Genomic DNA, 23,833 nt, shown 5'->3' with positions numbered 1-23,833 from the left:
TCAGTACACGTCGCGCGCGTAGCGCCCTTGCTGCAGGAGATCGGCCAGCCAGGCGCCGGCGTCTTCGTGGGAGAGGCCGCCGTGCTCGGCGGCGATGTCGACCAGGGCCGCGTGCACGTCCTTGGCCATATGCGTGGCGTCGCCGCAGACGTACAAATGCGCGCCGCCGCTGAGCCAGGCGTACAGCTCCTTGCCGTGTTCGCGCAGGCGGTGCTGCACATAGACCTTGCCGGCACCGTCGCGCGAGAAGGCCAGGTCCAGCCGGTGCAGCGCGCCCTGCTTCAGCGCTTCCTGCCATTCCACCTGGTAGAGGAAATCGTCGGCGAAATGGCGGTTGCCGAAGAACAGCCAATTGCGGCCGCTGGCGCCGGTCTCGTGGCGCTCCTGCACGAAGCCGCGGAACGGCGCCACGCCGGTGCCGGGGCCGATCATGATCACGTCGCGCGCGTTGTCGGCCGGCAGGCGGAAGCGCTCGTTCGCTTCGATAAACACCGGCAGGCGCGCGTCTTCGGCGCTGGCGGCGAGAAAGGCCGAGGCGGCGCCCCAGTGGCGTTCGCCGAAGGCTTCGTAGTCGACCGTGGACACGGTGAGGTGCACTTCGTCGCCGACCACGGCGGAGCTGGAGGCGATCGAATACAACCGCGGCGTGAGCGGGCGCAGCGCGGCGACCAGCGCGGCGGCTTCCCACGGGGCCGGATAGCGGCGCAGCAGGTCGATCGGCTGGTGCGTGTCGAGCAGTGTGGTCAGCGCGACCGGATCTTCCAGCGCCCGCGCCAGGCCGGCATCGCCGCTGGTCCTGGCATGGGCCAGCGCGAAGCCGCGGGCGAGGCGGGTCAGCTCGCGCTCTTCGGTGAGCCAGCGCACCAGCGGCAGCGTGCGGCCGTTGTGGGCCACGTCCGCGTCGCCGTCCAGCTGCAGCAGTTCCAGCCACTGCCGGACCAGCGCCGGCGGATTGCGCGGCCACACGCCCAGCGCATCGCCGGGCCGGTAGCTCAGGCCGGAGCCTTCCAGCGAGAGCTCCACATGCAGCACTTCGCGCTCGCTGTCGCGCGACACGATGCGCTGGTTGGCCAGCACGGTGGCGGCGAACGGGTTGTCGCGATCGTGCACGGCATGCGTGGGCACGGCCTGCAGCAGCGGCGCGCGCACCGCGGCGGCCGGCGCCTTCAGCAGCTCGCGGGCGCGTTCCAGCGCGGCGGCGGTCCAGGGGGCGGCCACTTCGTCCAGGTCGACGTCGGCCTCGGCCAGCGGGTCCAGCCGCGCGGCGCCCAGTTCCTCCAGCCGCGCATCGAGCTGGCGGCCGATCGCGCAGAACTGCGGATAGCTGGAATCGCCCAGGCCCAGCACCGCATAGCGCAGCGACGGCAGCCGCGGCGCGCGGCGGCTGGCGATGAAGTCGATCAGTCCGCGCGCGTCATCCGGCGGCTCACCCTCGCCCTGGGTGCTGATCACCAGGAACAGCTGGCGCTCCTGGGCCAGTTCGCGCTGCACGTAGGCGTCGGCGCGCACCAGCCGCGCCGGCAGGCCGGCCGCTTCCAGCTTCTTGAGCAACTGCTCGGCCACACGCTTGGCATTGCCGGTCTGGCTGCCGTAGAGCACGGTGACGCGCTCCGTTGCCGCGGCCGCGGCGACGGCCTGCGCTTGGGCCTGGGCCAGCTGCGGCCCGCGCGCCGCCAGCGCCGCGCTGCGCGCCGCCACCCAGTACAGCTCGTGGGGCGCCAGGCCCTCCAGCAGGCGCTGGAGTTGCGCGGCCTTGTCGGCGGCGAGCGGCGAAGCGAGGGATTCCTGCGAAACGACGGCGTTCAAGGCTTGACCTTCTTTGGACGTCTATACGTCTATTCATCGAAGATAGCCCTGAGGGTGCTTATGCCGGAAAGGATGTGTCGACATATGCACATGCCGTTTCCATTATTTCCTCGTTAAGCCCAAACGCCCACGTAGGTTGGGGTGAGCCAGAGGCGAACCCCAACAATGCGAGGCGCCCCACCGCGTTGGGGTTCGCCTGCGGCTCACCCCAACCTACGCCGGCCCCGCCGTGCCCCGTACAATCTCCCGATGACCCAGCCCACCGTCCCCCTCGAAGTCCGCGGCAGCGCCCGCCAGCCCCTCGGCATGACCCCGGCGCAGTTCCTGCGCGACTACTGGCAGAAGCGCCCCCTGCTGATCCGCAACGCCTTCCCGGACTTCACGCCCCCGCTGCAGCCCGACGACCTGGCCGGCCTGGCGCTGGAGGAGGAAGCCCTGTCGCGCCTGATCGTCCACGACGAGCGCCGCGACCGCTGGTCGGTCAAGACCGGCCCGCTCAGCGAGGACGACTTCGCCAAGACCCCGCCTGCCAACTGGACCCTGCTGGTGCAGGACGTGGACAAATGGGACGCCGACGTGGCCGCCCTGCTGGAGTCGTTCCGCTTCCTGCCGAACTGGCGCGTGGACGACATCATGATTTCCTATGCCGAGCCGGGCGGCGGCGTCGGCGCCCACGTCGACCAGTACGACGTGTTCCTGCTGCAGGGCCTGGGCCAGCGGCACTGGGCGATCAGCGACGATCCGCAGGCGCCCACCGAGTTCCGCGACGACGTGGAACTGAAGCAGCTCAAGCACTTCGAACCCACCCACGAATGGCTGCTGGAACCGGGCGACATGCTCTACCTGCCCCCGGGCGTGCCGCACGACGGCGTGGCCTTCGGCGGCCCCTGCATGACCATCTCGGTGGGCATGCGCGCGCCTTCGCGCGCGGAGCTGGCCAGCGACCTGGCCGACTACCTGGTCGAGCGCCTGCCCGACGAACAGCGCTACCGCGACCCGGACCTGGCCCCGGCCAAACACTCGGGCGAGATCGACCGCGCCGCCCTGGCCCGCGTGCGCGAGGCCCTGCCGTTCGCCGCGCTGGACGACGCCACCCTGGTCGACTGGTTCGGCCGCTACATCACCCGCTACCGCGTGGCGCGGGCGCCGGCCGCGCCGGACAAGGCCAGCACCGAGGCCGCCCTGGCCAAGCAACTGGGCGACGGCGCCCAGCTGCTGCGCCATCCGTGGTCGCGCATGGCCTGGGCGCGGGTCAAGGGCGGCGCCACCCTGTTCGCCAACGGCCAGGCCTACCCCGCGCCGGCTGAGTTGGCCGAGCGCCTGTGCGCCGAACGCACGCTGGCGTTCGGCCGCACACCGGCCGGCGCCGAGCGCGCGCTGCTGCTGGCCCTGGTCAACGACGGCCACCTGGTGCCGCGCAAGGCGCGCCGCCGGTGAACCCGCGTCCATGACCAGCGGGCCGGAAACCCTGGCCATCGACAGCGGCGAGGCGCTGGCCGAACTGCGCCTGCAACTGCTGCGCGGCGCGCGCCGCCGCGTGGCGATCTACCAGCCCGCACTGCCAGCCGACGCTTATAACCATGCCGCCGAGCTGGACGAGCTGCGCCGTATCGCCACCTCCGGCCGCGGCGCCGAGATCCGCCTGATCCTGCACGACCCCGCCGCGGCGCTGCGCGACAGCCACCGGCTGATCGCCCTGGCCCAGCGCCTGCCCAGCACCGTGCTGGTACGCGAGCCGGTGGAGGAGTCCGACCGCTCGTATGGCTCGGCCTACCTGCTCACCGACGCCGGCGGTTATCTGTTCCTGCCGGAAGCCGCGCGCCCGCGCGGGCGCGGCGCGATGGAAGACCGCGCCAGCCAGGCGCCGCTGCAGCAGCACTTCCAGGAAGTGTGGGAGCGCGGGGCCCGCGCCACCGCGCTGCAGCCGCTCGATCTCTAGCGCCCGGCTGAACGACAACCCGCTTGTGCGTCCGGGCGGCCGCCGTGCGCGAAACCCGCGAAAACCCGTGCCTACGACGATGGTCGGTAGCCTCCCGCCTCGAAATAACGCCTTCCGACCCCACCTGGAACCCGTTTCCCGGGTTGCCGCTGTGCAGCAGCCGGGGCCATAATTAACAGGATTTTTCCCCGCCATCCGCCAGGTCGACGGATGGCCTGAGGCCTCCCTTCCCTCACCGGTGGTGACGTGAGTACAAATCTGATTCGCGAGTTCTTCGATTCGTCCCAGCTCGCCGGCGGCAACGCCGATTACGTAGAGCAGTTGTATGAGTCCTGGCTGGCCGACCCCGCGTCGGTCCCCGCCGAATGGAACCAGTATTTCGGGACCTTCAAAGGCCGCGAATCCGGTGACGTTCCGCACTCCGCGGCGATCGCCCGCATCGAAGCCGCGCAGAAGCAGCGCGCCGTCGGCGTGGCCGCCCCGGTCGACGACCAGCACGCGCGCAAGCAGGCCGCGGTGCTGCGCATCCTCACCGCCTACCGCTCGCGCGGCCACCTGGCCGCCGACCTCGATCCGCTGGGCCTGGCCGAAAAGCTGCCGGCGCCGGACCTGGGCCTGGCCTTCCACGGCCTGAGCGACGCCGACCTCGACACCGAATTCGACTGCGGCAACTTCGCCGGCGGCGGCCAGCGCATGAAGCTGCGCGAGCTGCTGGCGCGCCTGAAGAAGGTGTATGCCGGCACCATCGGCGCCGAGTTCATGCACATCAGCAACCATGAGCAGCGCAACTGGATCTATACCCGCCTGGAAAAGGCCGGCGGCAGCGCCGGGCTGGACAAGGCCGGCAAGCAGCGCGTGCTGGCGGGCCTCACCGCCGCCGAAGGCCTGGAGCGCTACCTGCACACCAAGTACGTGGGCCAGAAGCGTTTCTCGCTGGAAGGCGGCGACAGCCTGATCCCGATGGTGGACGACGTGGTGCGCACGGCCGGCGACAACGGCATCAAGGAAGTCGTGGTCGGCATGGCCCACCGCGGCCGCCTGAACATGCTGGTCAATATCCTGGGCAAGCCGCCGAAGACCCTGTTCAACGAGTTCGAAGGCAAGTTCGAGCACCCGGACGACCCGGCGCACTCCGGCGACGTGAAGTACCACATGGGCTTCTCCGCCGACGTCAAGACGCCGAGCGGCGGCGTGCACGTGGCACTGGCGTTCAATCCGTCGCACCTGGAAATCGTCAACCCGGTGGTGGCCGGCTCCGTGCATTCGCGCCAGCTGCGCCGCCGCGACAGCGAGCGCCAGCAGTCGATGGCCGTGCTGATCCACGGCGACGCCGCCCTGGCCGGCCAGGGCGTGAACATGGAACTGTTCAACATGTCGCAGGCGCGCGGCTTCCGCATCGGCGGCACGCTGCACATCGTGGTGAACAACCAGGTGGGCTTCACCACCTCCAACCCGCAGGACGCGCGCTCCACGCTGTACTGCACCGACCTGGCCAAGATGGTCAACGCGCCGGTGCTGCACGTGAACGGCGACGACCCGGAAGCGGTGATCCAGGCCACCCGCCTGGTCTACGACTTCCGCAAGCAGTTCCGCAAGGACGTGGTGATCGACCTCGTCTGCTACCGCCGCCACGGCCATAACGAGGCCGACGAGCCGGCCGCGACCCAGCCGGTGATGTACCAGATCATCCGCGCCCGCCCGACCACGCGCGACCTGTACGCGCAGGCCCTGGTCAAGGAAGGCGTGATCGCCGACGGCGACGGCCAGAAGCTGGTCGACGAGTACCGCTCGCGCCTGGAAGCCGGCAACCCGATGACCGAGCTGACCAGCGCCCTGGTCAAGGACATCGAGGTGGACTGGAACCAGTTCATCGGCGGCAAGCTGTCCACCCAGACCGACACCGGCGTGCCGAAGGCCAAGCTGGTCGAGCTGGCCAACAAGATCCTCGAAGTGCCGTCCGACACCACGCTGCAGTCGCGCGTGGCCAAGATCTACGACGACCGCCGCAAGATGGCCGCGGGCGAGCTGCCGGGCGACTGGGGCTTCGCCGAGAACCTGGCCTACGCCACCTTGGTGGAGCAGAACTACAACCTGCGCCTGGTCGGCCAGGACGTGGGCCGCGGCACCTTCTTCCACCGCCATGCGGTGCTGCACGACCAGAAGGACGGCCACACCTACATGCCGCTGGCCACGCTGCGCGACAACGCCAGCGTAGAGGTGATCGACTCGCTGCTCAGTGAGGAAGCGGTGATGGCCTTCGAATACGGCCACGCCACCACCGACCCGTACACCCTGCACATCTGGGAAGGCCAGTTCGGCGACTTCGCCAACGGCGCCCAGGTGGTGATCGACCAGTTCATCAGCTCGGGCGAGTCGAAGTGGAACCGCCTGTGCGGCCTGGCGCTGTTCCTGCCGCACGGCTACGAAGGCCAGGGCCCGGAGCATTCCTCCGCGCGCCTGGAGCGCTTCCTGCAGCTGTGCGCGCTGGACAACATGCAGGTCTGCGTGCCGACCACCCCGGCCCAGGCTTTCCACATGATCCGCCGCCAGATGGTGCGCCCGACGCGCAAGCCGCTGATCGTGATGACGCCGAAGTCGCTGCTGCGCCACAAGCTGGCGATCTCCACGCTGGACGACCTGGCCACCGGCGAATTCCAGCTGGTGATCGGCGAGCACCGCGAGCTGCCGGCCAAGAAGGTCAAGCGCGTGGTGCTGTGCTCGGGCAAGGTCTACTACGACCTGCTGGAAGACGCCGAGAAGCGCGGCCTCACCGACGTCGCCGTGGTGCGCGTCGAGCAGCTGTATCCGTTCCCGCGTCCGCAGGTCACGGCCGAACTGGAAAAGTATCCTTCCGTGAAGGAAGTGATCTGGTGCCAGGAAGAGCCCATGAACCAGGGCGCCTGGTTCCAGATCCGCCACCACCTGCAGGCCTGCGTCAACGCCAAGCAGAGCCTGTCCTACGCCGGCCGCGCCCGCTCGCCGGCGCCGGCCGCCGGCCACCTCAATACCCACGTCGCCGAACAGGCGGCACTCGTCGAGCAGGCGCTGGTCGCGCCGATCGGCACCGACCACGCTGCGGAGTAAGACAAGATGTCTATCGAAGTTAAAGTTCCTGTTCTGCCCGAGTCTGTCTCCGACGCCACCATCGCCACCTGGCACAAGAAGGTCGGCGAAGCGATCAAGCGCGACGAGAACCTGGTCGACCTCGAGACCGACAAGGTCGTGCTCGAAGTGCCGGCTCCGGTCGACGGCGTGATCAAGGAACTGAAGTTCCAGTCCGGCGACACCGTGACCAGCCAGCAGGTCATCGCAGTGATCGAGGAAGGCGCCGTGGCCGCTGCGCCGGCTGCCTCCCCCGCCCCGGCCGCCGCGGCTCCCGCCGCCGCCAAGGGCAGCGCGGACCTGTCCCCGGCCGGCCTGCGCGTGGCCACCGAGCAGAACATCGACGCGTCCAAGGTCGCCGGCACCGGCCGCGACGGCCGCGTGACCAAGGAAGACCTGGTCAACTACGGCAAGGGCGGCGCCGCTGCCGCGCCGGCCGCCGCTGCCCCGGCCGCGAAGCCGACCCCGGGCGCGCGTCCGGAAGAGCGCGTGCCGATGACGCGCATCCGCGCGCGCATCGCCGAGCGCCTGATGCAGTCGAAGAACTCGATCGCCATGCTCACCTCGTTCAACGAAGTGAACCTGGCCGAGGTGGTGAAGATGCGCAAGACGCTGGGCGAGCAGTTCGAGAAGTCGAACGGCGTGAAGCTCGGCTTCATGAGCTTCTTCGTCAAGGCCGCCGCCGAGGCGCTGAAGCGCCACCCGGTCGTCAATGCCTCGGTCGACGGCAACGACATCGTCTACCACGGCTACCAGGACATCTCGATCGCCGTGTCCACCGACAAGGGCCTGGTCACCCCGGTGCTGCGCGACGTGCAGGACAAGAGCTTCGCCGACATCGAGAAGGGCATCCTCGACTACGCCAAGAAGGCGCGCGACGGCAAGCTGGGCCTGGACGACCTGCAGGGCGGCACCTTCACCATCACCAACGGCGGCACCTTCGGCTCGCTGCTGTCGACGCCGATCGTGAACCCGCCGCAGAGCGCGATCCTGGGCATGCACACCATCAAGGACCGCGCCATCGTCGAGAACGGCCAGGTCATCGCCGCGCCGATGATGTACCTGGCGCTGAGCTACGACCACCGCATCATCGACGGCAAGGACGCGGTGCTGTTCCTGGTCGACATCAAGAACCAGCTGGAAAACCCGCAGCGCATGCTGCTGGGCCTTTGATCGGCGCCTCGGCGACCCCATAGGTAGCGAAGCTCCGGCGGCGGGCACCGGCGAAAGCCAGGCCCGCCGCCGACCTCCCCCGCTTCATCCTGGCACCGCCCGGCGGCGCCACGCAGCAAGGAACAAGCAATGAGCGACAAATTCGACGTCATCGTCATCGGCGCCGGCCCGGCCGGCTACGTGGCCGCGATCCGCGCCGCGCAGCTGGGCCTGAAGACCGCCTGCATCGACGCCTTCACCGGCAAGGACGGCAAGCAGGCGCTCGGCGGCACCTGCCTCAACGTGGGCTGCATTCCGTCCAAGGCGCTGCTGGATTCGTCCAAGCAGTTCCACAACCTCACGCACAACTTCGCCGTGCACGGCATCACCGCCGACAACGCGAAGATCGACGTGGCCACCTTCGTCGGCCGCAAGGACAAGATCGTCAAGCAGTTCACCGGCGGCATCGGCCAGCTGTTCAAGGCGAACAAGGTCACGGCGTTCTACGGCACCGGCAAGCTGCTCAAAGGCAACAACGTCGAGATCACCGCCAACGACGGCAGCAAGCAGACCATCAGCGCGACCAACGTGATCCTGGCTTCCGGCTCGGTGCCGATCGAGCTGCCGTTCGCCAAGTTCGACAACAAGTTCATCGTCGACAACGCCGGCGCGCTGGACTTCCCCGAAGTTCCGAAGCGTCTGGGCGTGATCGGCGCCGGCGTGATCGGCCTGGAACTGGGCAGCGTGTGGGGCCGCCTCGGCGCCGACGTGACCATCCTGGAAGCGCTGCCGGACTTCCTCTCGGTGGCTGATGCCGACGTGGCCAAGATCGCCGCCAAGGAATTCGCCAAGCAGGGCCTGAAGATCAAGCTGGGCGCCAAGCTGACCAAGGCCGAGGTCAAGGGCAACGAGGTTGCGCTCACCTATGAAGACAAGGACGGCGCGCACGAGCTGGTGGTGGACAAGCTGCTGGTGGCCGTGGGCCGCCGCGCCTACACCGCCGGCCTGCTGGCCGACGACACCGGCGTGAAGCTGGACGAGCGCGGCCGCATCGTGGTCGACAACCACAACCACACCGGCGTGGACGGCGTGTGGGCCATCGGCGACGCCGTGCGCGGCCCGATGCTGGCGCACAAGGGTTCCGAGGAAGGCGTGGCGGTGGCCGAGTGGATCGCCGGCAAGGCCGGCCACATCAACTACGACACCATTCCGTGGGTGATCTACACCGAGCCGGAAATCGCCTGGGCCGGCAAGACCGAGAAGGAACTGAAGGACGCGGGCATCCCCTACAAGGTGGGCACCTTCCCGTTCGCCGCCATCGGCCGCGCCGTGGCGATGAACGAGGCCATCGGCCAGGTGAAGATGCTGGCCCATGCCGAGACCGACCGCCTGCTCGGCGTGCACATGGTCGGCCCGGGCGTGTCCGAGCTGATCGCCGAGGCCGTGGTGACGATGGAGTTCAAGGGCTCCGCCGAAGACCTGGCCCGCATCGTCCACGCGCACCCGACCCTGTCGGAAGCCGTGCACGAAGCGGCGCTGTCGGTCGATAAGCGCGCGATCCACAAGGGCAACTGAGCCCGCGGCATCACCGGCGCGGCCCGTCCATGGCGACATGGGCGGGCCCGTCCGTTTTCGGGGACAGCTCCGAAAAGCCGGCGTTCTTCACATCCTCGCGACCTGCCGTCGTTCCCTAATTCCCTTTCCCCGGAGACCCTCATGCCCCAGCCCACCGCCATCTGCGTCTATTGCGGCTCGAGCCCGGGCGGCTCGCCGGAATACACCGAGCAGGCGCGCGCCTTCGGCGCCGAGATGGCCCGGCGCGGCATCGCCCTGGTCTACGGCGGCGGCAAGGTCGGCCTGATGGGCACCGTGGCCGACGCGGTGCTGGCCGGCGGCGGCAAGGTGATCGGCGTGATCCCGCGCCAGCTGGTGGAGCGCGAAGTGGCGCACGCGGGCCTGAGCGAGCTGGAAGTGGTCGAGACCATGCACCAGCGCAAGACCCGCATGTTCGAGCGCTCCGACGCCTTCGTCGCCCTGCCCGGCGGCTTCGGCACCATGGACGAGATGTTCGAGATGCTGACCTGGGCGCAGCTGGGCCTGCACAGCTTCCCTTGCGCCTTCCTCGACGTGCGCGGCTACTATCGCCAGCTGCGCGGCATGCTCGACCACATGGTGGACGAGCGCTTCGTGCGCACCGAGCAGCGCGACAGCGTGTGGTTCGGCGACAGCATGGAAAAGCTGTTCCACTGGATGGAGCACTACCAGGGCCATTACAGCCCCAAGTGGATCGACCGCAGCAGCGTCGAAGCCTGACCCATCCTTCCGGACGCCACGCCATGAGCGACATCGACTTCCGCGCCTTCCGCATCCACAACGACGGCTCCGGCTATCGCGGCGGCACCGAAACCATGAGCACCGCCGCGCTCAGCGCCGGCCAGGTGCTGGTGAAGACGGCGTGGTCCTCGGTCAACTACAAAGATGCGCTGGCCGGCACCGGCCAGGGCAAGATCCTTCGCCAGTACCCGCTCAATGGCGGCATCGATGCGGCGGGCATCGTGGTGGCGTCCACCGATCCGAAGTTCAAGGAAGGCGATGCGGTGCTGTGCACCGGCAGCGGCCTTTCGGAAATCCGCGACGGCGGCTACGGCGAATACGCGCGCTTCGACGCGCACTGGACCATCCCCCTGCCCGCCGGCCTCACATTGCGCGAAAGCATGGTGCTGGGCACCGCCGGCTTCACCGCCGCGCTGGCCCTGCTGCAGATGGAAGACAACCGCCAGACGCCGGCGCTGGGCCCGATCGCTGTCACCGGCGCCTCCGGCGGCGTGGGCATGCTGGCGATCGACATGTTCAGCCGCGCCGGCTACGACGTGCATGCGATCAGCGGCAAGGCCGACCACTTCGACTTCCTGCGCAGCCTCGGCGCCAGCGCCTGCATCGATCGCCGCGAACTGGTGTTCAGCGGCAAGCCGATGGATTCGGCGCGCTTCGGCGGCGCCCTGGACAACGTCGGCGGCGCCATGCTGGCCGGCCTGCTGCCGCTGGTGGCGCCCTACGGCAACGTGGCGATCTGCGGCAATGCGGGCGGCTTCGCCTTCGACAGCACGGTGATGCCCTTCATCATCCGCGGCGTCAATCTGCTGGGCGTGGCCTCGGCCGGCACCGCACGCGAACAGCGCGAGCGCGTATGGGAAAAGCTGGCCGGCGACTGGAAACCACGGCACCTTGAGCGGATCGCCACCCGCGAAGTCAGCCTCGATGAACTGCCGGGCGTTTTCGAGCGCATGCTGGCAGGCGACTCGTTCGGGCGCACAGTTGTGAGACTTGAAGTGTAAAGCCCAAGCTGAACCGACTTGGAAGAGCCGCTAGTGCGGCTTAGAATCCTTCGAAACACGAAACAACAAGGGGACTCCCACCTTATGGCACGTATTCTGATCGTCGACGATTCGCCGTCGCAGTTGCTGGGCATCAAGCGCATCGTCGAGAAGCTGGGGCACGAGACCCTGACTGCGGAAGACGGCGCCGCCGGCGTGGAGGTGGCCAAGCGCGAGAAGCCCGACCTCATCCTGATGGACGTGGTCATGCCCAATCTCAACGGCTTCCAGGCCACGCGCACCATCAGCAAGGATCCGGAAACGCAGCACATCCCGGTCATCCTGGTGACCACCAAGGACCAGGAAACCGACAAGGTGTGGGGCCTGCGCCAGGGTGCGAAGGCTTATGTGACCAAGCCGATCAAGGAAGAAGAGCTGGTGGAGACGCTGAAGGGCCTGCTGCCGGCCTGAACTGGCGAGGCAAAGCAGTACAGAAAAACGGCGCCCTGGAGGGCGCCGTTTTTGTTTGATCGGGAAACGCATTCGGGGTGTAGGTTGGGGTGAGCCGAAGGCGAACCCCAACATTTCTAGCCTCAACGCCGCGCATCGTTGGGGTTCGCTGCGCTCACCCCAACCTACGCCAGCTACTGCTGGCTCAACGCCGCGGATCGAATCCTTCGAACTCGTCGCGCAGCGCCTCGTAAGCCTTCTTCTGTTCGTCCGACTCCGCCGCCGGCGCGCGGATCGACAGTTCCACCAATTGGTCGCCCGGATGCGCCCCCGGCAGGCCACGCCCCTTCAGGCGCAGCTTGCGGCCCGACTGCGAACCGGCGGGGATGCGCAGGTCCACCGCGCCGGCCAGGGTCGGCACCGGCACGGTGGCGCCCAGGGCGGCTTCCCAGGGGGTGATCGGCAGCACGTGGAGCACGTTGCGGCCGTCCAGGCGGAAGCGCGCGTCGTCGCGGAACTGCACTTCCAGCAGCAGGTCGCCGCTGGGGCCGCCGCCGCGGCCGGGGTGGCCCTGGCCGGACAGGCGGATCACCTGGCCGGGCTGGATGCCGGCGGGGATCTTCACTTCCAGCACGCGCTCGTTGCCGCTGCCGTCGTGCAGAGCTACGCGCGTGCGGCCGCCGTCGAAGGCGGTCTGCAGCTCGATCTGTACCTGCGCCTGAATGTCGCCGCCGCGGCTGGCGCGGGCCTGGCTGTGCGCGCCGCCGGCCGCACGGCCGAACAGGCTTTCGAAGAAGTCGCTGAAATCGCCGCCGCCGCCGCCGAAATCGAAGTTCTGGCCCTGGCCCCAGCCCGGCGGTGGACGGAACTGCTCGCCGCCGCGGTAACCGCCGGCGCGCAGGTTGTCGTAGGCGCGGCGCTTTTCCGGATCGCGCAGCACTTCATTGGCCTCGTTGACGGCCTTGAACTTCTCCTCGGCGCCCGCTTCCTTGTTCTTGTCCGGATGGTATTTGCGGGCGAGCTTGCGAAAGGCCGCCTTGATCTCGGCCTCGCTGGCGTCCGCTTTCACACCCAGGGTGTCGTAATAGTCTTTGAATTCCACTGCCACTCCCGCCAATGGCTGCTGCAAGTCCTGACAACGCGGACGGCCCGCCACGGATCATGGTCCGTGGCGGGCCGTAGCCGCAACACGCTAGCGTCTGATGTGCGCGCTTAGTGCGTGGTTTCGATGGTGATACGGCGCGGCGCTCTCTCGGCCCGCTTGGGGATCGACACTTCCAGCACGCCGTGGCGGCCGTGCGCGGTGATGCCTTCCGCATCGGCGCTGTCCGGCAGCGCGAAACGGCGCAGAAAGGCGCCGTGCGCGCGCTCCACGCGGGTGTGGCGCTCGCCCTCGGCCGGGGTCTCCTGCTTGCGCTCGCCCTTGATGGTGAGCACGCCCTTGTCCATGCTCACTTCGATGCCGGCCGGGTCGATGCCCGGGATGTCGGCGAGAATCACAAAGCGCTTGTCGTCTTCCTTGATGTCCACGCGCGGCGCCCACTGCGCGTCGCCGGTATTGGCGTTAACGGGCTGCTCCACTTGGAACAGGCGGTCGCCCAGGTGCTGCCGGGGCCAGGAAAGCGTACGTCCCAGATACATGGTGAATCCTCGAATAGGTTTGCGGTGCCATCACCGCCTGCATCGATAGATAGGTTCGCGCTGGGCCGATTCAAGACAACATGCCAAGACGACATGCCAAGACGACAGCGGCAGCCCCGAGGCGCTAGCATCCCCGCGCTTACCCTTCTTTCAGAGCGATCCTTATGACGATCCAGCCCGGCCAGGCCCTGCCCGACCTCGAGATCAAAGCCATCGTCGACGGCCAGATCGAAACCCGCCAGACCGCCGCGCTGTTCGGCCAGCACAAGGTGGTGCTGTTCGCCGTGCCCGGCGCGTTCACCCCGACCTGCTCCAACAAGCATCTGCCCGGCTACGTGCAGCGCTTCGCGGAATTCCAGCAACGCGGCGTCGACGTGATCTGCATGGCCGTCAACGATGCCTACGTGATGCAGGCCTGGGCGCGCGACCAGAAGGTGCCGCCGGGCATGCTGATGCTGGCCGATGGCAATGGCAGTTTCACGCGCGCGCTGGGGCTGGAACTCGACGGCGCTTCGTATGGCATGGGCCTGCGTTCGCGCCGCTTCGCGCTGTATGCGGAGAACGGCGTGGTGCGGCAGCTGCAAGTGGAAGCACCGGGCGAATTTCGCGTGTCCAGTGCCGAGGCGATGCTGGCCGCAATCGACGTTTAGCAGCCTATCGGTACCGACCGGCGTTGGTTGGGGTGAGCCAAAGGCGAACCCCAACACCCGGGGGGGCCCCCCAATGTGGGGGTGGCCGGGGGGGCCCCCGCCGGCTACCCCCAACACCGTGGGGCGCCCACCATGTTGGGGTTCGCCTGCGGCTCACCCCAACCTACGCCATTGGTCATGGTGTGTGGGCACTAGCGCGCCGCTTCGTGGTCTCCCAAATTGGCCGGCATCGCTATCGGGGGAGCTCATGAAATCCGCTTCGACGTTCGGCCAGCTGCTTTCCATCGCCATCGCGCTTCTTGGCATATCGCTATCCCCCGTATTCGCGCAGCGCGCCCCCGTCGTGCAGACCTTCGACCTGCGCGTGCCGTGGCAGCCCGAGCCGGTCAAGGTCAACGGCCAATGGCAACTGCTGTACGAGCTGCACCTCGACAACTACGCCGCCGACCCGCTGCAGCCGAAGCAACTGCGCGTGCTCGATGCCGACAACGGCCACGTGCTGCGCGACTACGACGAAACCGCACTGCGCGCGCTGCTCGGCGGGCCGGGCATGTCGGGCAAGAAAGGCGATGCGACGATCGCGCCGGGTGCGCATGCTGTGGTCTATCTCAACCTGAGCTTCGACGAAGCGCCGGCGGACCTGCATCTCACCCACGAACTCAGCGCATCGCGCGACAACGGTACGGCGGTGCAGGCGCAAGGCGGCCAGCTCAGGCTGCCGCATTGGCCCGCACCGGTGGTGTTCTCGCCGCCGCTGCGCGGCGGCTACTGGGTCGCGATCTACGACAGCGCCTGGCCGCGCGGCCATCGCCGCACGCTGTACGCGGTGAACGGCGCAGTGCACGTGCCCGGACGCTTCGCCATCGACTGGATCAAGGTCGATGCGCAGGGCCGCTATACCCAGGGCGATCCCACCGACAAGAGCCACTGGCTCGGCTACGGCGAAGAAGTGCTGGCGGTGGCCGACGGCAAGATCGCCGCGGCGATGGACGGCATGCCGGAGCCGGCGAAAGTCGACCCCGGCAAACCCACGCGCGTGCCGCTGCAGGACGCCACCGGCAACTACGTGAGCCTTGACCTCGGCGGCGGGCGCTACGTGTTCTACGAGCACCTGAAGACCGGCAGCATCACGGTGAAAGCAGGCCAGGCCGTGCATCGCGGCGACGTGATCGGACGGCTCGGCTACACCGGCGAAACCACCGGCCCGCATCTGCATATGCATGTCGCCGACGCGAACGTGCCGCTGGATGCGGAGGGCCTGCCTTATGCGTTCGACCAGTTCGGTTGGATCGGCAGCTATGCCTCGATCGGCGATTTCGGCGAGCAGAAACGCTGGCTGCCGTCGGCCAGCGTCGCGGTACGCCGAGGGGAACTGCCGGCGCCGCTGTCGGTGCTGAGCTTTACGCCGCCGTATGTCTTCAAAGCAGTACCCCCGAAGACGAAATCGCCCTGATCGGTAAATACCTCAAGGAATAGTCCTAGGTGACCGGCTACATCTACGGTCACCTCCACTATTCGAACGCTTATCCATGGATCTTCGTCACACCGGCCGCGTGCGGCCTGCCTGCGGTCTCGCCATCGCCGCTCTGCTGTTGTCGCCCGCCGCCGCACAAGCCGAGCAAGGGCGGATTCAATTCACCGGAAGACTGGTCACGCCTGCGGCGCCGTTGAGCGTTGCGGGTGTGCATGTGTTGCCGGATGGGAATTCCGCTAGCGCGCGGAAGCAGCTATTGAGTGCCGCGCTGGCCAGCGGCGATATACCCGAGCTGTTGCGGTATTTCACCGGCTATGCCGGGAGTGATACGCGGTTGACTGTCACCACTTACGAATAAGTGGGGCGCCGCGGGCTTGCCGTTATCACGGTATCGCCTGGTTGTCATCGACTGGTTTTTGCGTGGCCGCGATTTGGCCGCTTATGCAGCGGGCATTTCGGTTTGCTCGTCATCCCGGCGTAGGCCGGGATCCAGTAACGGTATCGTTCGATTTTCGCGTGGCCGCGGACTGGCCGCTTATGCAGCGGGCATTTCGGACGCCTGCCGGCGCCCGAGTCACTTTTTCTTTGCTGGCCCAAAGAAAAAGTAACCCAAAAGAAATGGCCTTAGAGCAACGGCTCGCGACGCGACTAGAAGGAGCGGTGGGCGGCTGCGGTAACTTGATTAACCTGGGTCTATACGAAACGACGGTGCGTTTACGTAGCGGGTGCTTCAACGTGCCGTGGCCGAGAGGATGTTCAGTGACTGAGGCGGCTTTTGCGCTTCGCTCCTGTATGCGACGCCACCCCACTTCTCCCTCTCCCCTCCGGGGAGAGGGTCGGGGTGAGGGGTCGGGCGGAGCGAGGCGATGGATTCGCCTCAACCTGGTCTTTAAGGCTTCACCGATCTTTAGGCCTTTGCGAGTGGGGCATGGCGAACGTTTCGCTCCGCCCGGCCCCTCACCCACCCCTCTCCCCGGAGGGGAGAGGGGTGGAGTTGTGAGGTATGCAGGAACGAAGAGCCAAAGCTCGCCTCGGTCCTTGAACATCCTCTCGGCAACGGCACGTTGAAGCACGCGTTACGCAAACGCACTGTCGTTTCGTGTCGACTCTGGTTAATCCGTTGCCGCGGCCGCCATCGCTCCTTCTAGTCGCGTCGCGAGCCTTTGCTCTAAGGCCATTTCTTTTGGGTTACTTTTTCTTTGGGCCAGCAAAGAAAAAGTGACTCGCGCGCCGGCAGGCGCACGAAATGCCCGCTGCATAAGCGGCCAGTTCGCGCCACCGCGAAAACCAGGCGATACCGCCACTGGATCCCGGCCTGCGCCGGGATGACGAGCAAAAAAATCCCCCGCCGCGGTGCGGCGAGGGATCTCATCCATCAGCGCTGAGCGATCAGCCGCCGATCACTCCTCCGGCGTCGGCTCACCCGCATCGCCGGCATCGGGAGCCACGGCGTCGCCGCCGCTCCCGCCATCGGGTGCATCCGCACCCTCAACCTCATCCTCCGCATCCAGCCGCACCACGCTGACCAGCGCCTCATCGGCCGGCAGCTTGATGAGGGTGACGCCCTGGGTGTTGCGGCTGAGCTGCGAGACTTCCGCCACGCGGGTGCGCACCAGGGTGCCCTGGTTGGAGATCAGCATCAGCTCGTGCGCCTCGGTGACCTGCACCGCGGAGACCAGGCCGCCGTTGCGCTCGGAGCACTGGATGCCGATCACGCCCTGGGTACCGCGGCCCTTCTTGGGGAACTCCTCAAGCTGGGTGCGCTTGCCGTAGCCGCGTTCGGTGGCGGTGAGGATGTCGCCCAGCGGCTCGGCCACGATCAGCGACACCACTTCGGCGCCGTCGGCCAGCTTCATGCCGCGCACGCCGGTGGCGGTACGGCCCATCGAGCGCACTTCGCCCTCGTCGAAGCGCACCGTCTTGCCGTTGGAGGCGAACAGCAGCACGTCGCTGTTGCCGTTGGTGAGCGCCACGTTGACCAGGGCGTCGCCCTCGTCGAGGTTGATGGCGATCTTGCCCTTCTGCAGCTGGAAGGCGAACTCGTTGAGCGGCGTCTTCTTCACCGTGCCCTGGCGGGTGGCGAAGAACACGTAGCAGTCGTCGCTGTATTCGCGCACCGGCAGCACCGCCTGCACCTTCTCGCCGGCGGCGAGCGGCAGCAGGTTGACCATCGGCTTGCCGCGGGCGTTGGGGCCCGACTCCGGCATCTGGTACACGTTGAGCCAGTACACGCGGCCGGTGCTGGTGAAGGTGAGCAGGGTGTCGTGGGTGTTGACCACCCACAGCTGCTCGACGAAATCCTCGTCCTTCAGCGCGGAGGCCGAACGGCCCTTGCCGCCGCGGCGCTGCGCACGGTACGTGCTGGCCGGCTGGCGCTTGACGTAGCCGGTGTGCGACAGCGTGACCACGACGTCTTCCGGCGCGATCAGGTCCAGGACGTTGAGGTCCTCCTGCGAATGCTGGATCTCGGTGCGGCGCTTGTCGCCGAATTCTTCCTTGATCACTTCGAGCTCGGCGCGGATCACCGCCAGCAGGCGGGCCGGGTCTTCCAGGATCTCGATCAGGCCGCGGATGGTGGCCAGGATCTCGCGGTATTCGTCGGAGAGCTTTTCCTGCTCCAGGCCGGTCAGGCGGTGCAGGCGCATGGCCAGGATTTCCTGGGCCTGCACGTCCGAAAGCTGGTAGCCGTCGGCCTTGAGGCCGTCGCGCGGGTCGAGGTCTTCCGGACGCGAGGCATCGGCGCCGGCCGCGCCCAGCAGGGCCGAGACCATGCCCGGTTCCCACTTGCGCGCCAGCATGCGCTCGCGCGCTTCCTGCGGCGAGGCGGAGCTGCGGATCAGCTCGATCATCGCGTCGATATTGGCCAGCGCGACGGTGAGGCCTTCGAGGATGTGCGCGCGGGCGCGGGCCTTGCGCAGCTCGAAGATGGTGCGGCGGGTGACCACCTCGCGGCGGTGGCGGATGAAGGCCTCCAGGATGTCCTTGAGGTTCAGCAGGCGCGGCTGGCCGTCCAGCAGGGCCACCATGTTGATGCCGAAGGTGACCTGCAGCTGGGTCTGCTGGAACAGGTTGTTGAGCACCACGTCGGCCATCGAGTCGCGGCGGATCTCGATCACCACGCGCATGCCGTCCTTGTCGGACTCGTCGCGCAGCTCGCTGATGCCCTCGAGCTTCTTTTCCTTGACCAGCTCGGCGATCTTCTCGATCAGGCGGGCCTTGTTCACCTGGTACGGCAGCTCGCTGACGATGATCGTCTCGCGGCCGTTGGATTCGGTCTCGATCTCGGTCTTGGCGCGCACCAGGATGCGGCCGCGGCCGGTGCGGTAGGCCTCGACGATGCCGGAGGAGCCGTTGATGATGCCGGCGGTGGGGAAATCCGGGCCGGGGATGTACTGCATCAGGTCGTCGATCGACAGCGACGGCTCGTCGATCAGGCCGATGGTTGCGGCCACCACCTCGTTGAGGTTGTGCGGCGGCACGTTGGTGGCCATGCCCACCGCGATGCCGGCAGAGCCGTTGACGAGCAGGTTCGGCACGCGGGTGGGCAGCACCAGCGGCTCGCTTTCGCTCTCGTCGTAGTTGGGGCCGAAGTCGACGGTTTCCTTGTCGATGTCGGCCAGCAGCTCGTGGGTGAGGCGCGACATGCGCACCTCGGTGTAGCGCATGGCCGCGGCGTTGTCGCCATCGACCGAACCGAAGTTGCCCTGGCCGTCGACCAGCATGTAGCGCAGCGAGAACGGCTGGGCCATGCGCACGATGGCGTCGTAGACCGAGGCATCGCCGTGCGGATGGTATTTACCGATCACGTCGCCGACCACGCGGGCCGACTTCTTGTAGGGCTTGTTCCAGGCGTTGCTCAGTTCGTTCATCGCGTACAGCACGCGGCGATGCACGGGCTTGAGGCCATCGCGCACGTCCGGCAGGGCGCGGCCCACGATCACGCTCATGGCGTAGTCGAGGTAGCTCTGGCGCATCTCGTCTTCGATGTTGACGCGGATGATTTCTTTGGCGAGTTCTGCCATCAATCGGCTTCCCTGGATGAAGAAAAAGGGCCGTGGCGCGCGAGCTTCAGCCGCGCGTGCAGCGGTCCCGGATATAGCCTTTGAAGTGTAGCAGAAATACTATCGAAACGACAGTATTTTGATGAATGGAATCAATAGCTTACGCAGAGCTTTTGGAGCCTTTGAAAAGCACCCCGCGCGCTGTCGAGAAATTAACCAGCGCAGCCACCACCGAACCGGCCAGCACGGCCACCGCCGGCCAGCGGTGCAGGGCCGGAAAACTGACCAGCATCAGCGCGTAGGTGGCGTAGTTGATCAGCGCGCCGGCGGTCATCAGGCCCATCCAGCGCAGCCATTCCAGGTGCAGCGGCTGCCCGCTGGCGCGGTGGGCGAAGGTGTAGCGGCGGTTCCACCACCAGGTCGCGGTGGCCGCGAGCAGGAAGGACGGCACGCGCGCCACATAGGCATTGGCGCCGGCCAGCGAGACCAGGGCCTGCACGCCGCCGGCATCGACGATGAAGCCGATCACGCCGCCGACGAAGAACAGGCCCGCTTCGCGGCGCAGCTTCACGGGCCGGCCCCGCCTGAGCCGTGTCTCATGAACCGAACATCGCCTGCATGGCCAGCGCGTTCGGATGCTCGATCACGCCGCGCTCGGTGACGATGGCATCGATCAGCTCGGCCGGCGTCACGTCGAACACCGGGTTCCACGCTTGCGCGCCCTCGACCACGGTGCGCTGCCCGGCCACGGCCAGCAGTTCCGCCGGATCGCGCAGCTCGATCTCGATCGCCTCGCCCGAGGGCGTGGCCATGTCGACGGTGGACGACGGCGCCACCACCATGAACTTCACGCCGTGGTGGCGCGCGGCAATGGCCAGCTGGTAGGTGCCGATCTTGTTGGCGGTGTCGCCATTGGCGGCGATGCGGTCGGCGCCGACGATCACCCACTGCACCGCGCCGGAGCGCATCAGGTGCGCAGCGGCGGAATCGGCGATCAGGCGCGCGGGCACGCCGTCGCGCACCAGTTCCCACATGGTGAGGCGCGCGCCCTGCTGCCACGGCCGCGTCTCGCCGGCATAGACCTCGTCGATGCGGCCGGCGCTGACGCCGGCGCGGATCACGCCCAGCGCGGTGCCGAAACCGGCGGTGGCGAGCGAGCCGGTGTTGCAATGGGTGAGCACGCCGGAGCCCGGCGCAATCAGCGCGGCGCCGAGTTCGCCCATATGGCGGTTGGCGGCCAGATCCTCGTCCTGGATCGCCTGGGCCTCGCGCTCCAGCGCGGCGGCATCGGCACCGGCCGCGATACGCGCCTTCATGCGGTCCAGAGCCCACATCAGGTTCACCGCGGTCGGGCGCGCGGCGCGCAGCATGGCGAGGGCCTGCTCTAATGAAGCACGGTCGAGCGGCGCGTTCTGCTGCGCCGCCAGCACCACGCCCCAGGCAGCAGCGATGCCGATCGCCGGCGCGCCGCGCACGGCCAGGTCGCGAATGGCCTGGGTCACCTGCGCGGCGTCGCGGCAGTCGATCCACTCCTCCGCGCGCGGCAGCAGGCGCTGGTCGAGCAGGCGCAGATGGTCGCCCTGCCATTGCACGGCACGGATGCGGTCGTAACGGTCGTAGTCGATGCTCATGGATGTACTCGAACGAAGCGGCAGGCGCGGTGTGCGCCTGCCGGCGGCCCTGGGGTATGGCCGTTTAGACGTCCTGCGGCATCACCAGCCACAGGATCAGATAGATAAGGATACCGGAGCCGCCGGCCAGGGTCAGGACGATCCACAGCAGGCGCACGATGGTGACGTCCCACCCGAGGTATTGGGCGACGCCGCCGCACACGCCGGCGATCATCTTCTGGCTGCTGGAACGGACGAGGCGCTTGTCGGTATTCATGGTGTTCTCCTTGTGCTGGAACTCAATCCCTGGAACGCAGCCACTGGTGGATGGCCGGCGGCACTTCGCGCTGCGCGCGTCCGGAAACGTAGATGCCGATATGCCCGCCCTTGAAGGCGAGCTGGGTGTAGTCGGTGGTGCCCACGTGCTTGCCCAGCGCGCGCGAGGCGTCCGGCGGCACGAGGTGGTCCTGCTCGGCGAAGATGTTCAGCACCGGCTGGGTGACCATGCCCAGATCCACCGGCTTGTCGCCGATGGTGAGCGTGCCCTTGACCAGCTTGTTGCCCTGGTAGAAGTCCTTGATGAACTGCCGGAACGCTTCGCCGGCCTGGTCGGGCGAGTCGAAGATCCAGCGTTCCATGCGCAGGAAGTTTTCCATCTCCTTGCGGTTGTCCAGCAGCTCGACCATCGACACGTATTTCTGCTGGTTGAGCCGCACGGGCTTGAGCGTGAGGTAGACGTAGTTCATCAGCTCGGCCGGGATATTGCCCAGCGTGTCGACGAACAGGTCCACGTCCAGGTTCTGCACCCAGTGCGACAGCATGTTGTCCGGCGTGTGGTAGTCCACCGGCGTGACCATGGTCACCAGGTTCCGCACTTTCTCCGGATGCATCGCCGTGTAGCACAGCGAGAACGCGCCGCCCTGGCAGATGCCGAGCAGGTTGACCGCATCCAGGCCGTGGCGCGCGCGCACCGCGTCGACGCAGCGGTCGAGATAGCCGTTGAGGTAGTCGTCCAGGGTGAGCCAGCGGTCGGCGCCGTCCGGATAGCCCCAGTCGATGAGGTACACGTCTTCGCCCTGCTCCAGCAGGTTGCGCACCAGCGAGCGGTCGGCCTGCAGGTCGGTCATCCACACCGTGTTGACCAGGGCGTAGACGATCAGCAGCGGCGTCTTCGAGGTCGGCTTGCCATTGCCCTTCATATGCCAGACGGTGAGCTTGTCCTCGCGATAGACGGCTTCGCGCGGCGTGTTGGCGTATTCGGGTTCGTGCAGGCCGCGCAGGCTTTCCATGCCCGCGGCGAGCTTGCGCTGGAAGGCGGCGACTTCGCCGAGGAGCTTGGCCGGATCGATGCGTAGAGGGGTGAACATGCGTCAGTCCTTCACTTGCGCGTGCGTTGCGTGCCGCGCGCGGGCGCGGTCTTGGCGGTGCGGCGGACCGGAGCGGGCTTGCGCTTGTTCTCGGTTTCCGCACCCAGCGATTCGGACAGCACTTTCTTCGGCGCGTGGCTGGCTTCGGCGCGGCCGGCGAGCTTGCGCTTCAGCGCGGCGACTTCGTTGCGCAGCGCATCCAGTTCCGCGTCCGGCGCGGAAGCGCGCGTCGCCTTGCCGGCGGAGCTGGCACGCAGTTCGCGGCGCAGCTCCTGCACGCGCTTGCCCAGCGAATCGACTTCGCCGCGGGTGGGCATGCCCAGCTCGCGGCACCAGGCGTCGGTCTGGCGCTGCTGGCGCTGGCGCACCTGCATCTGCGTGTTGACCATGGCGCCGTAGGCTTCGCGGAATTCGTCCGACAGCGCGATCTGCGCATAGGCCTCTTCGGCGGCGTCGACCCACAGGTCGTACAGCGCCTTGAGCGAATCGACCTGGCGCGCCGGCTCGGTCATCTGCGTGAGCTTTTCGCGCAGGCGTTCGAAGCCGTCGGCGTTGGCGCGCAGGATCAGCGTGTTGTAGCGCGACGAAGCCTCGGCGTATTCGCGCATGGCTTCGAGCAGGGCCTGCTGCTGCATCTGGCGTTCGCGCGTATAGCCGAAGGCCGGCGTATCGCCCAGGCCCGCGCCCCAGGCGCCGCCCTGCGGCTGCGCAGCCTGCAGCCAGCTCTGCCATTGCTGGGCGAAACCGTGCGCGGCGGCGTTGTCGATGCCGGCGAAAGCCTGCGCGAACGGCTGGTTGATGCCGGCGAAAGGATTGCCCATGAAGCCCTGCCCCATGGCCGGCGCGCCCATCATCGGCTGCCCCATGAAAGCCGCCTGCCCCATGAACAGCTGGCGCAGCGCCTGCTGCCAGTCGTCCGGCCCCTGCCCCGCGATACCGCTGGTGGCGGCCGCCTGCATCCAGTCGGCATAGCTTTTCAGGCCACCCATGGCGCGCGACAGCAGGTCGTCGGAAGCCGTAGGCGCCGGCGCGAACGGCGACGCGGGCCGCTGCAGCGATTGCATCCATGCGTCCCAGGATTGCTGCGCCCATGCCTGGTACTGCTTCATCACATCGTTGGCGTGATCGCTCATGCCCGCATCCTCGTTTGCGCTCTGGGCATCGTAGCAAAAGCCACTACACGCCACTGTTGCGCAGAGAAGTCTGAGTTGCGGTAGTGCTTGTTTTTTTCTCGATCCGCCAAGGCGGACCCTGCTCCCTTACGCTCCGCCCGGCCCCTCACCCCAACCCTCTCCCCGGAGGGGAGAGGGAGATGACGGGCGGGGCG

At 67.6% G+C, this 23,833-nt stretch carries 20 protein-coding genes; 11 read left to right on the top strand and 9 right to left on the bottom strand.

Annotated features, from left to right (window positions below):
* On the bottom strand, positions 1-1,806 hold the full coding sequence (locus tag KK141_RS06475) for an assimilatory sulfite reductase (NADPH) flavoprotein subunit (RefSeq protein WP_214570167.1): 1,806 nt from the start codon (positions 1,804-1,806) through the stop codon (positions 1-3).
* Positions 1,807-2,055: 249 nt separating this feature from the next.
* Here KK141_RS06475 and KK141_RS06470 point away from each other — a divergent pair, with 249 nt between their 5' ends.
* The 8 genes from KK141_RS06470 (at position 2,056) to pilH (ending at position 11,784) form a co-directional block, all read left to right on the top strand.
* On the top strand, positions 2,056-3,243 hold the full coding sequence (locus KK141_RS06470; protein ID WP_214570168.1) for a cupin domain-containing protein: 1,188 nt from the start codon (positions 2,056-2,058) through the stop codon (positions 3,241-3,243).
* 10 nt (positions 3,244-3,253) lie between these two features.
* Positions 3,254-3,745 (top strand): hypothetical protein, encoded by a 492-nt coding sequence (locus KK141_RS06465; RefSeq protein ID WP_214570169.1) that lies wholly within the window; start codon positions 3,254-3,256, stop codon positions 3,743-3,745.
* Positions 3,746-3,991: 246 nt separating this feature from the next.
* Positions 3,992-6,829: a 2-oxoglutarate dehydrogenase E1 component gene (locus tag KK141_RS06460; RefSeq protein ID WP_214570170.1), complete on the top strand. Its 2,838-nt coding sequence runs from the start codon at positions 3,992-3,994 to the stop codon at positions 6,827-6,829.
* 6 nt (positions 6,830-6,835) lie between these two features.
* Positions 6,836-8,020, top strand: coding sequence for a 2-oxoglutarate dehydrogenase complex dihydrolipoyllysine-residue succinyltransferase (gene odhB, locus KK141_RS06455; RefSeq protein WP_214570171.1), 1,185 nt, complete (start codon positions 6,836-6,838; stop codon positions 8,018-8,020).
* Positions 8,021-8,149: 129 nt separating this feature from the next.
* Complete coding sequence (gene lpdA / locus KK141_RS06450) at positions 8,150-9,574, top strand: dihydrolipoyl dehydrogenase (protein WP_214570172.1); 1,425 nt, start codon at positions 8,150-8,152, stop codon at positions 9,572-9,574.
* 141 nt (positions 9,575-9,715) lie between these two features.
* Positions 9,716-10,312, top strand: a complete 597-nt coding sequence (locus KK141_RS06445) for a TIGR00730 family Rossman fold protein (protein WP_214570173.1) — start codon at positions 9,716-9,718, stop codon at positions 10,310-10,312.
* A 23-nt stretch (positions 10,313-10,335) separates the two neighbouring features.
* Positions 10,336-11,334: a YhdH/YhfP family quinone oxidoreductase gene (locus KK141_RS06440; protein WP_214570174.1), complete on the top strand. Its 999-nt coding sequence runs from the start codon at positions 10,336-10,338 to the stop codon at positions 11,332-11,334.
* Positions 11,335-11,418: 84 nt separating this feature from the next.
* Complete coding sequence (pilH, locus tag KK141_RS06435; RefSeq protein WP_026634409.1) at positions 11,419-11,784, top strand: twitching motility response regulator PilH; 366 nt, start codon at positions 11,419-11,421, stop codon at positions 11,782-11,784.
* Positions 11,785-11,968: 184 nt separating this feature from the next.
* Here the strand turns inward: pilH and KK141_RS06430 are convergent, their stop codons facing one another.
* A complete protein-coding gene (locus KK141_RS06430; RefSeq protein ID WP_214570175.1) occupies positions 11,969-12,865 on the bottom strand; it encodes a DnaJ C-terminal domain-containing protein in 897 nt (298 codons plus the stop codon).
* A gap of 110 nt (positions 12,866-12,975) precedes the next feature.
* On the bottom strand, positions 12,976-13,404 hold the full coding sequence (locus KK141_RS06425) for an Hsp20/alpha crystallin family protein (protein WP_214570176.1): 429 nt from the start codon (positions 13,402-13,404) through the stop codon (positions 12,976-12,978).
* A 164-nt stretch (positions 13,405-13,568) separates the two neighbouring features.
* On the opposite strand from KK141_RS06425, the gene KK141_RS06420 reads away from it, so the two are divergent.
* The 3 genes from KK141_RS06420 to KK141_RS06410 all read left to right on the top strand — a co-directional run bounded on the left by KK141_RS06420 (position 13,569) and on the right by KK141_RS06410 (position 15,886).
* Positions 13,569-14,054 carry a peroxiredoxin gene (locus KK141_RS06420; RefSeq protein ID WP_214570177.1) on the top strand — a complete coding sequence of 162 codons (486 nt, stop codon included), beginning with the start codon at positions 13,569-13,571 and terminating at the stop codon, positions 14,052-14,054.
* A gap of 247 nt (positions 14,055-14,301) precedes the next feature.
* Positions 14,302-15,507, top strand: coding sequence for a M23 family metallopeptidase (locus tag KK141_RS06415; RefSeq protein WP_214570178.1), 1,206 nt, complete (start codon positions 14,302-14,304; stop codon positions 15,505-15,507).
* A gap of 76 nt (positions 15,508-15,583) precedes the next feature.
* Entirely contained in the window at positions 15,584-15,886 is a 303-nt protein-coding gene (locus KK141_RS06410; protein ID WP_214570179.1) for a hypothetical protein, read from the top strand.
* A gap of 1,042 nt (positions 15,887-16,928) precedes the next feature.
* Here KK141_RS06410 and gyrA read toward each other — a convergent pair.
* From gyrA to KK141_RS06380, 6 genes are all read right to left on the bottom strand, one after another.
* On the bottom strand, positions 16,929-19,550 hold the full coding sequence (gene gyrA / locus KK141_RS06405; protein WP_214570180.1) for a DNA gyrase subunit A: 2,622 nt from the start codon (positions 19,548-19,550) through the stop codon (positions 16,929-16,931).
* A gap of 139 nt (positions 19,551-19,689) precedes the next feature.
* Complete coding sequence (locus KK141_RS06400) at positions 19,690-20,100, bottom strand: GtrA family protein (protein ID WP_214570181.1); 411 nt, start codon at positions 20,098-20,100, stop codon at positions 19,690-19,692.
* A gap of 25 nt (positions 20,101-20,125) precedes the next feature.
* Entirely contained in the window at positions 20,126-21,160 is a 1,035-nt protein-coding gene (gene mtnA / locus KK141_RS06395; RefSeq protein ID WP_214570182.1) for an S-methyl-5-thioribose-1-phosphate isomerase, read from the bottom strand.
* A gap of 64 nt (positions 21,161-21,224) precedes the next feature.
* Positions 21,225-21,416 (bottom strand): PspC domain-containing protein, encoded by a 192-nt coding sequence (locus KK141_RS06390; protein ID WP_026634417.1) that lies wholly within the window; start codon positions 21,414-21,416, stop codon positions 21,225-21,227.
* A 22-nt stretch (positions 21,417-21,438) separates the two neighbouring features.
* Positions 21,439-22,506: a class III poly(R)-hydroxyalkanoic acid synthase subunit PhaC gene (phaC, locus tag KK141_RS06385; RefSeq protein WP_214570183.1), complete on the bottom strand. Its 1,068-nt coding sequence runs from the start codon at positions 22,504-22,506 to the stop codon at positions 21,439-21,441.
* A gap of 11 nt (positions 22,507-22,517) precedes the next feature.
* Positions 22,518-23,639, bottom strand: coding sequence for a poly(R)-hydroxyalkanoic acid synthase subunit PhaE (locus KK141_RS06380; RefSeq protein ID WP_214570184.1), 1,122 nt, complete (start codon positions 23,637-23,639; stop codon positions 22,518-22,520).
* Positions 23,640-23,833: the final 194 nt, after the last annotated feature.

It is taken from the genome of Dyella sp. LX-66, assembly GCF_018599165.1.
GTDB lineage: Bacteria > Pseudomonadota > Gammaproteobacteria > Xanthomonadales > Rhodanobacteraceae > Dyella_D > Dyella_D marensis.
This window is presented reverse-complemented; position numbering and strand designations above follow the sequence as displayed.

What these genes read in the sequence shown, in the direction of transcription:
- KK141_RS06470 (WP_214570168.1), top strand. Translation starts at nt 2,056, where the DNA reads ATGACCCAGCCCACCGTCCCCCTCGAAGTCCGCGGCAGCGCCCGCCAG.
- KK141_RS06465 (WP_214570169.1), top strand. Translation starts at nt 3,254, where the DNA reads ATGACCAGCGGGCCGGAAACCCTGGCCATCGACAGCGGCGAGGCGCTG.
- odhB (WP_214570171.1), top strand. Translation starts at nt 6,836, where the DNA reads ATGTCTATCGAAGTTAAAGTTCCTGTTCTGCCCGAGTCTGTCTCCGAC.
- lpdA (WP_214570172.1), top strand. Translation starts at nt 8,150, where the DNA reads ATGAGCGACAAATTCGACGTCATCGTCATCGGCGCCGGCCCGGCCGGC.
- KK141_RS06445 (WP_214570173.1), top strand. Translation starts at nt 9,716, where the DNA reads ATGCCCCAGCCCACCGCCATCTGCGTCTATTGCGGCTCGAGCCCGGGC.
- KK141_RS06440 (WP_214570174.1), top strand. Translation starts at nt 10,336, where the DNA reads ATGAGCGACATCGACTTCCGCGCCTTCCGCATCCACAACGACGGCTCC.
- pilH (WP_026634409.1), top strand. Translation starts at nt 11,419, where the DNA reads ATGGCACGTATTCTGATCGTCGACGATTCGCCGTCGCAGTTGCTGGGC.
- KK141_RS06425 (WP_214570176.1), bottom strand. Translation starts at nt 13,404, where the DNA reads ATGTATCTGGGACGTACGCTTTCCTGGCCCCGGCAGCACCTGGGCGAC.
- KK141_RS06420 (WP_214570177.1), top strand. Translation starts at nt 13,569, where the DNA reads ATGACGATCCAGCCCGGCCAGGCCCTGCCCGACCTCGAGATCAAAGCC.
- KK141_RS06415 (WP_214570178.1), top strand. Translation starts at nt 14,302, where the DNA reads ATGAAATCCGCTTCGACGTTCGGCCAGCTGCTTTCCATCGCCATCGCG.
- KK141_RS06410 (WP_214570179.1), top strand. Translation starts at nt 15,584, where the DNA reads ATGGATCTTCGTCACACCGGCCGCGTGCGGCCTGCCTGCGGTCTCGCC.
- gyrA (WP_214570180.1), bottom strand. Translation starts at nt 19,550, where the DNA reads ATGGCAGAACTCGCCAAAGAAATCATCCGCGTCAACATCGAAGACGAG.
- mtnA (WP_214570182.1), bottom strand. Translation starts at nt 21,160, where the DNA reads ATGAGCATCGACTACGACCGTTACGACCGCATCCGTGCCGTGCAATGG.
- KK141_RS06390 (WP_026634417.1), bottom strand. Translation starts at nt 21,416, where the DNA reads ATGAATACCGACAAGCGCCTCGTCCGTTCCAGCAGCCAGAAGATGATC.
- phaC (WP_214570183.1), bottom strand. Translation starts at nt 22,506, where the DNA reads ATGTTCACCCCTCTACGCATCGATCCGGCCAAGCTCCTCGGCGAAGTC.
- KK141_RS06380 (WP_214570184.1), bottom strand. Translation starts at nt 23,639, where the DNA reads ATGAGCGATCACGCCAACGATGTGATGAAGCAGTACCAGGCATGGGCG.